Source organism: Streptomyces sp. NPDC002499 (assembly GCF_053595415.1).
In genome coordinates, this window is sequence record NZ_JBSFXO010000005.1 from 290,556 (window position 1) to 303,124 (window position 12,569).

At 71.5% G+C, this 12,569-nt stretch carries 9 protein-coding genes; 4 read left to right on the forward strand and 5 right to left on the reverse strand.

All coding sequences use genetic code 11. The features are described from left to right. The first annotated feature begins 14 nt into the window (after positions 1-14). Positions 15-1,589, forward strand: a complete 1,575-nt coding sequence (locus ACWD5F_RS15430; RefSeq protein ID WP_451254549.1) for a sodium:solute symporter family protein — start codon at positions 15-17, stop codon at positions 1,587-1,589. 28 nt (positions 1,590-1,617) lie between these two features. Here the strand turns inward: ACWD5F_RS15430 and ACWD5F_RS15435 are convergent, their stop codons facing one another. Both ACWD5F_RS15435 and ACWD5F_RS15440 read right to left on the reverse strand, forming a co-directional pair. After that, positions 1,618-2,733 (reverse strand): ADP-ribosylglycohydrolase family protein, encoded by a 1,116-nt coding sequence (locus tag ACWD5F_RS15435; protein WP_451254551.1) that lies wholly within the window; start codon positions 2,731-2,733, stop codon positions 1,618-1,620. 140 nt (positions 2,734-2,873) lie between these two features. Beyond that, positions 2,874-5,270, reverse strand: coding sequence for a tetratricopeptide repeat protein (locus ACWD5F_RS15440; protein ID WP_451254553.1), 2,397 nt, complete (start codon positions 5,268-5,270; stop codon positions 2,874-2,876). A gap of 82 nt (positions 5,271-5,352) precedes the next feature. On the opposite strand from ACWD5F_RS15440, the gene ACWD5F_RS15445 reads away from it, so the two are divergent. Both ACWD5F_RS15445 and ACWD5F_RS15450 read left to right on the forward strand, forming a co-directional pair. Beyond that, complete coding sequence (locus ACWD5F_RS15445; protein WP_451254555.1) at positions 5,353-6,120, forward strand: class I SAM-dependent methyltransferase; 768 nt, start codon at positions 5,353-5,355, stop codon at positions 6,118-6,120. Positions 6,121-6,177: 57 nt separating this feature from the next. Further along, entirely contained in the window at positions 6,178-6,690 is a 513-nt protein-coding gene (locus ACWD5F_RS15450; RefSeq protein ID WP_451254557.1) for a DUF2165 domain-containing protein, read from the forward strand. A gap of 34 nt (positions 6,691-6,724) precedes the next feature. On the opposite strand, the gene ACWD5F_RS15455 is transcribed toward ACWD5F_RS15450, so the two are convergent. The 3 genes from ACWD5F_RS15455 to ACWD5F_RS15465 form a co-directional block, all read right to left on the reverse strand. Beyond that, positions 6,725-7,282 (reverse strand): hypothetical protein, encoded by a 558-nt coding sequence (locus ACWD5F_RS15455; RefSeq protein WP_451254559.1) that lies wholly within the window; start codon positions 7,280-7,282, stop codon positions 6,725-6,727. Between the two features lie 146 nt (positions 7,283-7,428). Continuing rightward, positions 7,429-10,014, reverse strand: coding sequence for a bifunctional FO biosynthesis protein CofGH (locus ACWD5F_RS15460; RefSeq protein WP_451254561.1), 2,586 nt, complete (start codon positions 10,012-10,014; stop codon positions 7,429-7,431). 157 nt (positions 10,015-10,171) lie between these two features. Next, positions 10,172-11,017, reverse strand: coding sequence for an LLM class F420-dependent oxidoreductase (locus tag ACWD5F_RS15465; RefSeq protein WP_451254563.1), 846 nt, complete (start codon positions 11,015-11,017; stop codon positions 10,172-10,174). A 98-nt stretch (positions 11,018-11,115) separates the two neighbouring features. Between ACWD5F_RS15465 and ACWD5F_RS15470 the strand changes: the two genes are divergently transcribed. After that, complete coding sequence (locus ACWD5F_RS15470; protein WP_451254565.1) at positions 11,116-12,537, forward strand: CehA/McbA family metallohydrolase; 1,422 nt, start codon at positions 11,116-11,118, stop codon at positions 12,535-12,537. Positions 12,538-12,569: the final 32 nt, after the last annotated feature.

Below are 12,569 nucleotides of genomic sequence, written 5' to 3' on the forward strand. Positions count from 1 at the left end.
ATGGAAGGGGACCCATGAACAGTCTCGACTGGGCTGTGCTCATCGCCTATTTCGGCGTGATGATCGCCATCGGCGTCTGGTCGCACAAGCGAGTGGACAACGTCAGCGACTTCTTCACCGCCGGCGGCAAGATGCCCTGGTGGCTGTCCGGCATCTCGCACCACATGTCGGGCTACAGCGCGGTGATGTTCACGGGCTACGCGGGCATCGCCTATACCTACGGCGTCACGTCGTTCATCACCTGGTCCTTCCCGATCGCGCTGGGCATCGCCATCGGCTCCAAGCTGTTCGCGCCGCGCATCAACCGGCTGCGCTCACGGCTGCACGTGGCCTCCCCGCTCGAATACCTCAAGAACCGCTACGACTTGAAGACGCAGCAGGCCCTCGCGTGGTCCGGCATGCTGCTGAAGATCGTCGACGTCGGCGCCAAGTGGGCGGCGATCGCGACCCTGTTGTCCGTGTTCACCGGGATCTCCCTCAACCAGGGCATCCTCATCACCGGCGCGATCACGGCGGTCTACTGCACGATCGGCGGCCTGTGGGCCGACGCGCTGACCGAACTGGGCCAGTTCATCATCCAGTTGCTGGCCGGCGTCGCGATGTTCGTCGCCGTCGTGCTGAAGCTGAACGACAAGGGCATCGGCTTCCTCGGCGCCTGGGACGAGCCGGCCCTGCACGGCCACGGCAAGCCCCTGGTCGGCCCGTACGGCACGGTCTTCCTGCTCGCCTTCCTCTTCATCAAGCTCTTCGAGTACAACGGCGGCATGCTCAACCAGGCCCAGCGCTACATGGCCACGGGCAGCCCGCGCGAGGCCGAGCGCTCGGCGCGGCTGTCGGCGGCGCTGTGGCTGATCTGGCCGGTGGTCCTGTTCTTCCCGATGTGGATGTCGCCGCTGCTGGTGACCGCGAAGAAGCCGGACGGCTCCGACTCGTACGCCCTGATGACCGAACAGCTCCTCCCCCACGGTCTGTTGGGCCTCGTGATCGTCGGTTTCTTCTCGCACACCATGGCCATGTGCTCCTCCGACGCCAACGCGATCGCGGCCGTCTTCACCCGTGACGTGGCGCCGGTGGTGTCGAAGCAGGCGCGGGCCTGGACCGAGCGGGCCGGGCTGATCGCGGCGCGCATCACCACCGTGCTCTTCCTCGGTCTGTCCATGGCGGTGGCCACCCAGGTCAACTCCCCCGCGTTCAAGGACATCATCACCGTCGTGATCAAGTGGGTCGCCGGTCTCATGGGCCCGATCGCGATCCCGATGATGCTGGGTCTGCTCCGCCAGTTCCGCCGCTCCGGCCCGACGGCGGCGCTCACCAGCTGGTCCATGGGTCTGCTCGCCTTCTGGCTGGTCAACTACCCGATCAACTGGAACGTCGACGGCGGCGTCCCGCTCCAGTACCAGGTGTCGATCCCGCTGGCCGTGTCGCTGGTCCTCTACATCCTGGTCGGCTACCTGAAGCCGGAGGACACCCCGGAGCGCCTCGCGGTCATCGAGACGATCAACACGGACGACGACAGCACCGCGGTCGCCGTACCGGCCCCGGCCGGCCCGGTCGAGGACACGGTCGCCACGTCACCGACCAAGGACTGACCGACGTCACCGGCCAGGGACCGACCGCTCAGGCCCGCGGGTAGCGCACCAGCCACCCCGGGGACGATCCCCCGGGACCGTGCAGCGCCGGACCCTGGGTCATCTCCATCGCGAAGTCGTCCGCCAGTTCCAGCAGTGTGGGACGGCCCTCCAGCTCGGCCAGCCAGGCCGGCGGGAGGGCCGTTTCGCCGTGCAGGGCGCCAAGGAGGCCGCCGGTGAGGGCGCCGGTCGCGCCCGAGGGGCCGTCGTGGTTGACCGCGAGGCACAGGCCGTGCCGGACGTCCTCGCCGACCAGGGCGCAGTACACGGCGGCCGCCAGCACCCCGTCCGCCGAGCCGTCCGCCGCCAGCTCCTCCACCCGCGCCGGCGTGGGCATGCCCTGCCGGACGGCGCCCAGGGCGTGCTGCAGGGCGTCGGAGACGTGCTCGTGCCCCGGTCGGGCCGCCAGCAGCCCCAGCGCCCGCTGCACGGCCGCGTCGAGGCTCTCACCGCGCGCGAGCCCGTGCACGATGACGGCGTACGCCCCCGCCGACAGGTACGCCGTGGGATGCCCGTGGGTCTGCGCGGCGCACTCCACGGCGAGCTGGACTACCAGCTGCGGCTCCCAGCCGACGAGCAGCCCGAAGGGCGCCGAGCGGGCCGTCGCCTCCGGGCCGAGCTCGGCCGGGCTCTTGGGGGACTCCAGCGTGCCCATGGTGTCGTCGCCGAACCCGATGAGCAGCGCGCGGGTCGGCTCGCGCCGGGCGTACAGCCACTCCTCGCGCGCCAGCCAGCCGTCGTCCTTACGGCGCTCGTCCGGCCCCCAGTCCCGCTGGGTGGAGGCCCAGCGCAGATACGCCCGGTGCAGATCGGTCGGCGGATGCCAGGCGCCGGTGTCACGGCGTACCTGGGCGCGTATCAGCCCGTCCACGGAGAACAGCGTGAGCTGCGTGAGGTGGGTGACGGCACCGCGCCGCCCGTAGGCGAAGGCGAGGTCGCCGACGCCTTCCGCGCCGTACGCCTCCTTGATCTCCTCCAGGTCCAGTTCGTCGACGGGCGCGCCCAGCGCGTCCCCGACGGACACCCCGAGGAGCGTCCCGCGCACCCGGCTGCGGAAGTCCTGCTGCTCGGCACGGCCCCAGACGGCCCCGGCTGTCGCACCCACCAAGACCTCCCCGACGGCACCGCCTCTACGCACGACAGCACAGCACTGTAATCGAACGGGGACGGTGGGTTGAGGGGGCGGGAGGATGCACGGAATGTTCGATGGTCGGCCATGAACGGTCGAACATCAGCCATATCCGGTCATATCGCGTCCAGCCGTCGCCGTACGGCCGCCCGCTGTTCCTGGGCCCAGGTGGAGGAGGGGTTGAGCTCCAGGGAGCGGTCCAGGTCGGTCAGGGCCTCCTCGTCGCGGCCCAGGTTCGCCAGGCTCGCGCCGCGGCTGGCGTACGCCGAAGCGTAGTCGGGGTCGAGGGCGACGGCCCGGTCGAAGTCGGCGAGGGCCTCCTCGTCGCGGCCGGTGGTGCGCAGGGCGTCACCGCGTTCGCAGTAGCTCCACGCCCAGTCGGGTTGCAGTTGGACGGCGCGGTCGAGGTCGGCCAGCCGGTGCCCGGGGTCGCCGAGGTCGCGCCACACCCGGGCCCGCCGGACGAGCGCCCAGGCGTAGACGGGCTTGAGGTCCAGCGCGCGGTTCAAGTCGGCGAGGGCCAGGTCGAGTTCGCCCCGGGCGAAGTGGGCGGTGCCCCGGGATGCCCAGCCGAAGTCGCTGCCCGGGTCGAGCCGCAGCCCCTCGTCCAGGTCGCGGACCGCCTCGTCCGGATGGCCCGCCATACGGTGGTGCTCGCCGCGCAGGATGTGGTGGTAGGCGTTGGCCGGCTCCAGCGCCACCACCCGGTCGAGCAAGTCGAGCGCCGCCCGGTAGTCACGCATCCCGCCCAGGGTCACGGCCTTCGCCCGCAGAGCCCGTACGAGGTCCGGCTCGAGGGCGAGCGCACGGTCCCAACTCTCCAGCGCCCGCTCGAAGTCACCGGCCCGGGCCAGGGCGTCGCCGTGGTGCGCCCAGGCCTCGGCCCGCCAGGGCTCGTCCCCTCGCGCGCGGCTCAGCAACAGCCGCAGCAGCCCCGTCACCCCACCGTCCGCGAACGCGTCCGTCAGGGCCCGCCCGTACGTCCGTACGGTCTCGGCGTCCGTGTCCTCCCCGGCCTCCGCGACCAGCCGCACCCACCGCCCCACCACGTCGTCCCCGTCCGAGCAGGCGGCGACGAGGTCGGCGGGGAGCGTGGTCCGCGCGGTCCGGGGCCGGGCGCACAGGGAGTGGTACGACTCGGCGAGGCGCAGTGCGCGCCACTCCTCGTCGGCCCTGAACTCCTCGGGCTCGCGGCCCAGTTCGGCCTCCGCCCGCCACCGGGCGAAGACCTCGGCGAGCCGGTTCTGCCGCTCGGCCCAACCGCGGGGGGAGCGGCGGCGTTGCAGCCGGAGCATCGGCTCGCGCACGAGGTCGTGGTAGCGGACGCGATCGCCACCCCGGTCGTCCACGAACGGCAGGCCGCGCAGCCACGCGAACAGCGCGTCCGCCTCCTCGGCCGGGCATTCGGCGGCGGCCCGGAACACGTCCATGTCCAGGCTGCGGGGCAGCGCGCACGCGAGTGCCACCGCGCGGCGCACCGGGTCCTGCTCCCACTTCAGGAAGCGCTCGACCGCCGTGGCGCTGGGATCGCCCACGTCGTCCGGGTCGGCGGGGTGCTGTTCGGCCAGCGTCGACACCAGTACCGGGAGCCCGCCGGTGAGCCGCAGCACCTCTTCGACCACGGGCTCGTCCACGACTCCCTTGCCCGCCAGCAGCCCTCGGGCCTCCGCGTCGGTGAACGGCCCCAGCGGCAGGTCCGTCATGAAGTCGGCGAAGGCGCCCCAGCGGGCGGTGTCGAAAGGGCGTTGGCCGGAGGTCACGACGACGACGTTGGGGGCCAGGGTCCCGTACTGATCACTGTCCATCAGTTCGTGCAGCCACTCGTCGAGGAAAGCCCCGGTCCTTTCAAACGTATCGAAGAACAGGACGACCCAAGGAACGGCCGAGGCCGCCTCGTCGAGCTCACCGAGCAACACCGGCGTGAGCACTCTTTCGGGCGCCAACACCAGCTGCACGTCCTCCTGACTGCGGAAGCGCGCACTGAGACCGGCCCTCAACCGCTCGGCCCCCTGGGCGAGTTGACCGGCGTCGAGAACCCCCGCGAGGGCCCCCACCCCCGGCACCATCCCCAGCCCGACCAACCCGGCCCGCGCCGCCACCACGCTCCCGACGGAGGGCCCACCCGCCTCCCCCTCGAGCGCGAGGCCGGCCTCGGCCTCGTGCCGCCGCGCCCGCTGCGCGGCAAGCAGCCGTTCGACTTCCTTCAACCGCCGCCCCTGGGAGGCGAATTGGCGCGCGATGACCCCCATGGCCTCGGGCAGACCGCCGACACCTTCGTCGACGTACGCGGTGAGCGCCCCCTTCTCCCGGGCGATCTGCTCCAACTCCCGCACGAGAAAGGTCTTCCCGACCCCCGCATTGCCGTGCACATGAAACAGAAACCGATGCCGCTCGTCCTCGGGCGGGATGTCGAAGTTCCCCCGAAAGACGGCCCGTTCGGCCCCCCGCCCGACAAATCCGGCCCGCCGGCGCCGCCGGATCAACTCCTGCATCGACGGCCGAGCCTGCGCCACGCTTACGCTCCCTTGTCGGGCGGGTGCCTCTGGGGCCGGGTGGGGTCATTGTCGCCCACGGGCCGTGCCTACGCTGGGATGCATGCCTGAGCCCTCCGTGCGGGACTTCTACGACGATCTGGCCCGCGACTACCACCTGATGTTCCGGGACTGGGACGCGAGCATGGCCCACCAGGCCGAGGTGTTGGGCGAGTTGCTCCGTCCATCCCTCGGTGCGGGGCCGCACACAGTTCTGGACTGCTCGTGCGGGATCGGTACCCAGGCCATCGGGCTGGCCCTGGCCGGGCACCGGGTCGTCGGCAGTGATCTCAGCCCGGTCGCCGCCGCGCGCGCCGCCGCCGAAGCTGCGGCCCGGGGCTGCCGGCTCCCGGCGGCTGCGGCCGACATGCGCCAACTGCCGTTCAAGGAGGCGTCGTTCGACGCCGTCCTCTGCGCGGACAACGCGCTCCCGCATCTGCTCTCGGGGCAGGATCTCCGGGCGGCGCTCCTCGGCATGAGGCGGGTACTGCGAGACGACGGACTGTTGATGATCACTGTCCGGGACTATGACGAGGCACGCCGGACCAGGCCCACGGCGACACCTCCCCAGGTCTCCGAAACACGCGACGGCCAGGTGATCACCTTCCAGCTGTGGCACTGGCATGACGACCGCGAGCGCTACGACCTGGAGCACTTCCAGCTCGTCCCCGCGGGGAACACCTGGGAGGTCCGCGTCCGCCGGAGCACCTACTGGGCGCTGACGCCCCCGCAGCTGACCGAGTTCGTGACCGAAGCCGGCTTCGGCGACATCACCTGGCACGGTCCGGACTCCAGCGGCTACTACCAGCCGGTTCTCACCGCGCGGCGCTGAGGACTCTGGCTCAAAGCCGACGCGGCCCACCCCGTCATGTGGGGAAGGACATCCCCCATGACCACCACCCCCACCTCACGCGCCCCGCGTGCCCTTCCCCTCGCCGCGACCCTTCTCACGGCGACCGTCGCGCTCTACATCGCCCTGGTCGCGTTCGGGAACATCACCGACTTCGACAGCAATCAGCAGTTCGTTCGGCATGTGCTGGCGATGGACACGACGTTCAAGGACGACGACCTGATGTGGCGGGCGGTCACCAGTCATGGGCTGCAGGACGCCGCGTATGTCGTGATCATCGCCTGGGAGGTCGTGGCCGCGGTCGTGCTGATCGGCGGGACCTGGTTCTGGGGGCGGCGGGAGTACGGGCGGGCCCGGCAGGTCTCCACGTACGGGCTGCTGATGTTGATGGTGTTGTTCGGGGCCGGGTTCATCGGGATCGGCGGTGAGTGGTTCGCGATGTGGCAGTCCGAGGACTGGAACGGGCTGGAGGCGGCGGCCCGGGTGTTCGTGCTGAGCGGGCTGGTGCTGCTGGTGATCCACCTGCCCGACGCCGCGCCCGACGCCGGTTGACGAGCGCCGGTTGAAGCCCGCCGGTCGACGACCCCTAGTCGACGACCGCGACCTTCGTGCCCGCCGAGCCGAACGTCCACACCGCCGCGCCGTCCGCCGTGCCCATGCGGATGCCGCCGGTCTGGACGCCGGAGGCGGGCGGTGGGGAGGAGCCGTCGACCGCGTTGGAGAAGGCGACGTTGACGCCGGACTTCACGGTGAAGTAGAGGACGTGCTCGACCCGCACGCCGTCGGAGCCGGTGAGGGGGCCCTCCGTGCGCTGACCGACCGTGTAGGTGCCGGCGTCCGGAGTGACCGTCCCCGGCCAGACGGCGAAGGTGCGGCTCGCGGTGTCGGTCGCGCCGACCAGCCAGACGCGTTTCTGGCCCAGGGAGTAGACGATCCGGCGCCCGGTACCGGAGCCGTCCGGCACGGCCGCCGGCGGCGCCGTCTTCGTGGGCTTGGGATGCGCCGTCGCGGACGCGCTCGGCCGGGCGGTGGCCGCCTCCGGCTTCGTTCCCTTGTCGGCCTGCACGGCCAGGACGACGACAGCGGCGATCGCTCCCACCGTCAGACCGGTAACCCAGACCTTCGGGGCTGGCACGGCTCGCATCTCCTCGACTAAGGATCCCCGTCAAACGGAGAACGGGCGTCGGATCATCGTACCGGCCCGGATCTCGACGCCCGCCCAGCCGACAGCCTCCGGCCGCCCGGCCCGAAGCCTGCGGCCGCCCGGCCCGAAGCCTCCGGCCTCTCCTCTCAGTCCAGGACCGGCAGCAGCTCCGGCAGGTGCCCGTCCGAGGCCGCCGCCGCCCGCTGCCGCTCCTGGGACACCTCCCCGTACAACGTCGTACGCGCCCGCGCCGGACGGCCCGCCGCCTCCGCCACCGCGATCAGGTCCTTCACCGACTTGTACGAGCCGTAGGAGGAACCGGCCATGCGGGAGATCGTCTCCTCCATCAGCGTGCCGCCGAGGTCGTTCGCGCCGGAGCGGAGCATCTCCGCCGCGCCCTCCGTGCCCAGCTTCACCCAGCTCGTCTGGATGTTGGGGATGTACGGGTGCAGGAGGAGACGAGCCATCGCCGTCACCGCCCGGTTGTCGCGCATCGTCGGGCCCGGCCGCGCGATCCCCGCCAGGTACACCGGCGCGTTGGTGTGGATGAAGGGGAGCGTCACGAACTCCGTGAAGCCGCCCGTCCGTTGCTGGATGCCCGCGAGGGTGCGGAGGTGGCCCAGCCAGTGGCGCGGCTGGTCCACGTGGCCGTACATCATCGTCGAGCTCGACCGGATGCCCAACTCGTGGGCGGTCGTGACGACTTCGATCCAGGTCGCCGTCGGCAGCTTGCCCTTGGTGAGGATCCAGCGGACCTCGTCGTCGAGGATCTCGGCGGCGGTGCCGGGGATGGTGTCCAGGCCCGCCTCCTTCGCCGCGCTCAGCCACTCGCGGATCGAAAGGCCGGTCCGCGTCGCGCCGTTGACGACCTCCATCGGCGAGAAGGCGTGGACGTGCATCCCGGGGACGCGCTCCTTGACCGCCTTCGCGATGTCGAAGTACGCCGTCCCGGGCAGGTCGGGATGGATCCCGCCCTGCATGCAGACCTCAACTGCCCCGACCTCCCACGCCTGTTGGGCGCGGTCGGCCACCTGGTCCAACGACAGCGTGTACGCGTCCGCGTCCGTACGGCGTTGGGCGAAGGCGCAGAAACGGCAGCCCGTGTAGCAGACGTTGGTGAAGTTGATGTTCCGCGTGACGATGTAGGTCACGTCGTCGCCGACCACCGACTTCCGTACGTCGTCCGCGATCCGCGTCAGCGCGTCCAGCGCCGGACCGTCCGCGTGCAACAGCGCCAGCGCCTCCGCGTCGGTCAGCTTCGTCGGGTCGTCCGCTGCCGTCGCCAGCGCCTGCCGTACGTCCGTGTCGATGCGCTCCGGGACCATGCCGGGGGCGGCCGCCTCGCGCAGGGCGCCCCAGTCGCCGTACACCTCGTCGAAGTCGTCACGGCGGTCGGACGTACGGCCCTCGGTGTCGATCGTGGAGTGCAGATCCGTACGGCCGGTCGAGACGAAGGCCTCCTCCGGCTCCTGCCAGGCGTGGCCCTCCACCACCGCGTCCGGGCGGGCGAGGCCGGTCTCCGGGTCGGCCAGCGCGGCCACGTGCGGGCGCAGGCGCGGGTCCAGCCAGGGCTCGCCGCGCTGCACGAACTCCGGGTATACGCAGAGACGTTCCCTCAACTCGAAACCGGCCGCCGCGGAGCGTGCCGTGAGCTCCTCGATCTGCGGCCAGGGGCGTTCCGGGTTGACGTGGTCGATGGTCAGCGGGGAGACCCCGCCCCAGTCGTCGATACCGGCGCCGAGCAGCCGCTCGTACTCGCTGTCGACCAGGTTCGGCGGGGCCTGGATGTTGGCGCCGGGGCCCATGATGTGCCGGGCGACGGCCACCGTGGCGATCAGTTCGTCGAGTTCCGCGTCCGGCATGCCGCGCATCGCGGTGTCCGGCTTGGCGCGGAAGTTCTGGATGATCAGTTCCTGGATCGAGTGGTAGGCCCGCGCCACCTTCCGCAGCGCGAAGAGGGACTCCGCGCGCTCCTCGTACGTCTCGCCGATGCCGATCAGAAGGCCGGAGGTGAAGGGGACCGACGAGCGGCCCGCGTCCTCCAACACCCGCAGACGTACGGCGGGTTCCTTGTCCGGGGAGCCGTAGTGGGGGCCGCCGGGCTCGGACCAGAGCCGGGTCGCCGTCGTCTCCAGCATCATGCCCATGCTCGGTGCGACCGGCTTGAGCCGCTGGAAGTCGGTCCAGCTCATGACGCCCGGGTTGAGGTGGGGCAGCAGGCCCGTCTCCTCCAGGATGCGGATGGAGATGGCGCGGACGTAGGCGATCGTGTCGTCGTAACCGTGCGCGTCGAGCCACTCGCGCGCCTCGGGCCAGCGGTCCTCGGGCTTGTCGCCGAGGGTGATCAGGGCTTCCTTGCAGCCGAGGGCCGCGCCCTTGCGCGCGATGTCCAGTACCTCGTCCGGGGACATGAACATGCCGTGGCCGGCTCGGCGGAGTTTGCCGGGGACGGTGACGAAGGTGCAGTAGTGGCATTTGTCGCGGCAGAGGCGGGTGAGGGGGATGAAGACGCTCTTCGAGTACGTGATGACGCCGGGGCGGTTGGCGGCGGTGAGACCTGCATCGCGTACGCGGGCTGCGGATGCGGTGAGGTCGGTCAGGGACTCGCCGCGAGCCTGGAGGAGCACGGCCGCTTCCGTCACGTCGAGGGCGACGCCGTCACGGGCGCGTTTGAGGGCGCGACGCATGGAGTTGTCGGTCGGGCCCGTTCCGGAGGTCGCGGAAATCGTCATTTAGTGAGCATACGTTCGGGATCCATGGGTTCGGAGAGGGTCCTGGGTGGTGCGGTGCGGTGCCGGGTGCGGGTTTGTCGTGGCTGGTCGCGCCCACGCGGCGGAGCCGCACATCGATACAGTCCCGCGCCCCTGGGTGGGTGACCCGGACGCCCACTCAGAGGTACGCCGCATATTCGTCCAGCACCCCAAGGACCTCCGCCTCCCCCGCCGGTGGCAGCTGGACCACTACCTCCTCGATGCCCAGTCCCTCGTAGTGAGCGAGCTTGCCCGCCGTCGGGTAGATCGCGTACGGGACGACCTGGAGGGCCGCCGGGTCGCGGCCCGCGTCCGCCCAGACGCCCCGCAGTACCGGCAAGGTCTCCGTCAGGCCCCGCCCCCCGATCGGCATCCAGCCGTCGGCGTACTCCGTGATGTGGGCGAAGAGCTTCGGGCCGGCCGCTCCGCCGACGAGGGTGCGGGGGCCGATGACCGGGCCGCGTGGCTTCTGGGCCGGCTTGGGGAACGCGTAGCTGGCCCGTACGCCGCCGAACTCCCCGTCGTAGGCGGTGGGTTCGGCCGACCAGAGGGCGCGCATGAGGCCCATCCGGTCCCGGCTCAGTTCCCGCCGCGTCCGCCAGGTCACGCCGTGGTCCGCGGCCTCCTCGACGTTCCAGCCGAAGCCGAGGCCGAGGGTGAAGCGGCCGCCGGAGAGGTGGTCGAGGGTGGCGATCTGCTTGGCGAGGTCGATCGGGTCGTGCTGGGCGACCAGGGTGATGCCGGTGCCGAGGTCGAGCCGTTCGGTCACCGCGGCGGCCTGGGCGAGGGCGACGAAGGGGTCGAGGGTGCGGCCGTACTCGGGCGGCAGCTCGCCGCCCATCGGGTACGGGGTCGTCCGCTCGACCGGGATGTGCGTGTGCTCGGGCAGGTACAGGCCCGCGAACCCGCGCTGCTCCAGCTCACGAGCGAGCCGGGTCGGGGCGATCGTCTCGTCGGTGAGGAAGATCGTTACGGCGATGCGCATTCCCCATCTGTACCGGCCGCGCCCTCAGATGTCCATACCGACCGGTCGGCCTCATCCATGCCGGTGACGAAGACCACTCCGGGATCTACGGTGGACGCGTGACCCTCGACCCGGAACAGGAAACGAGGACCTTCAGCGGCACCCTTCCCCCAGGGGCGCCGGACTATGTCTACGTTCCCTTCGAAGTCCCCGACGGCGTCCGGGAGTTGTGGGTCTCGTACTCCTACGACCGGCCGTCCGTACCGCCCGGCACCCTCGGCAACGCCCTCGACATCGGCCTCTTCGACGAGCGCGGCACCGAGCTGGGCGGGGCGGGCTTCCGGGGGTGGTCGGGCGGGGCCCGGAGCGAGTTCTTCGTACGGGCGGACGCCGCGACGCCCGGTTATCTGCCGGGGCCCGTGCGGGCCGGTACGTGGCATGTCGCGCTGGGGCCGTACACGGTCGCTCCGCAGGGACTGTCGTACGAGGTCGTGGTCACGTTCACGTACGGGGAGCCCGGGGACGCGGCGCCGGAGCCGGCGTATCCGCCCGGTCGGGTCGTCGGCCGGGGTCCCGGCTGGTACCGGGGCGACTGTCACCTCCACTCCTGGTACTCCGACGGGCGCCGGACCCCGGCCGAGATCGCGGCGCGGGCGCGGGCGGCCGGGCTGGACTTCATCACCTCGACCGACCACAACACGCCTTCCTCGCACGCCCATTGGGCCACCGAGGCGGGCGACGACCTGTTGATCCTGCTCGGCGAGGAGGTGACGACCAGGAACGGGCACGTGCTCGCCCTCGGGATCGAGCCCGGCACCTGGGTCGACTGGCGGTACCGGGCGCGGGACGGCCGCTGGGAGGGGTTCGCGCGGCGGATCCGCGACGCCGGCGGGCTCGTCGTGCCGGCCCATCCGCACGCCTCCTGCATCGGCTGCGGCTGGAAGTTCGGGTTCGGGGAGGCGGACGCCGTCGAGGTGTGGAACGGGCCCTGGACGCCGGACGACGAGGCGGCGCTGGCGGAGTGGGACGGCGGGCTCGTCGCGTCCGTGCGCGACCGCGAGGAGGGGCGGGGCTGGCTGCCGGCCATGGGCAACAGTGACGCGCACCGCGATCCGGACGTGGTCGGGCTGCCGCAGACGGTCGTCCACGCCGAGGAGCTGACCCGGGAGGCGATCCTGGAGGGGCTGCGGGCGGGGAGGTCGTACGTCGCCGAGTCGCGGTCCGTGTCCCTGGACTTCACCGCGTCCGCAGACAGGCAGGTCGCTGGCATCGGCGAGCGGCTGGAGACCGACCCCGACACCCCGGTCACCGTGCGCCTGACGGCCGAGGGCGCCCCGCGCTGCACGGTCCGCTTCGTGACCGACCAGGGCGTGCTGTTCACCAGTGACCCGCTGCCGGTCTCCGGCTCCGGCACGGTGGAGTGGCGCACGACCGCCGGGTACGCGACCTACGTACGGGCCGAACTACGGCACGAGACGGCGGTCGGGCCGCTGCCCGGGGTGATGGCGGCGTTCACGAACCCGGTGTTCCTGGGTCGGTAGAAACTCTCCGATCGCCATGCCCTCTGTGGCTC

What these genes read in the sequence shown, in the direction of transcription:
- ACWD5F_RS15465 (WP_451254563.1), bottom strand. Translation starts at nt 11,017, where the DNA reads ATGCGCATCGCCGTAACGATCTTCCTCACCGACGAGACGATCGCCCCG.
- ACWD5F_RS15445 (WP_451254555.1), top strand. Translation starts at nt 5,353, where the DNA reads ATGCCTGAGCCCTCCGTGCGGGACTTCTACGACGATCTGGCCCGCGAC.
- ACWD5F_RS15455 (WP_451254559.1), bottom strand. Translation starts at nt 7,282, where the DNA reads ATGCGAGCCGTGCCAGCCCCGAAGGTCTGGGTTACCGGTCTGACGGTG.
- ACWD5F_RS15460 (WP_451254561.1), bottom strand. Translation starts at nt 10,014, where the DNA reads ATGACGATTTCCGCGACCTCCGGAACGGGCCCGACCGACAACTCCATG.
- ACWD5F_RS15450 (WP_451254557.1), top strand. Translation starts at nt 6,178, where the DNA reads ATGACCACCACCCCCACCTCACGCGCCCCGCGTGCCCTTCCCCTCGCC.
- ACWD5F_RS15430 (WP_451254549.1), top strand. Translation starts at nt 15, where the DNA reads ATGAACAGTCTCGACTGGGCTGTGCTCATCGCCTATTTCGGCGTGATG.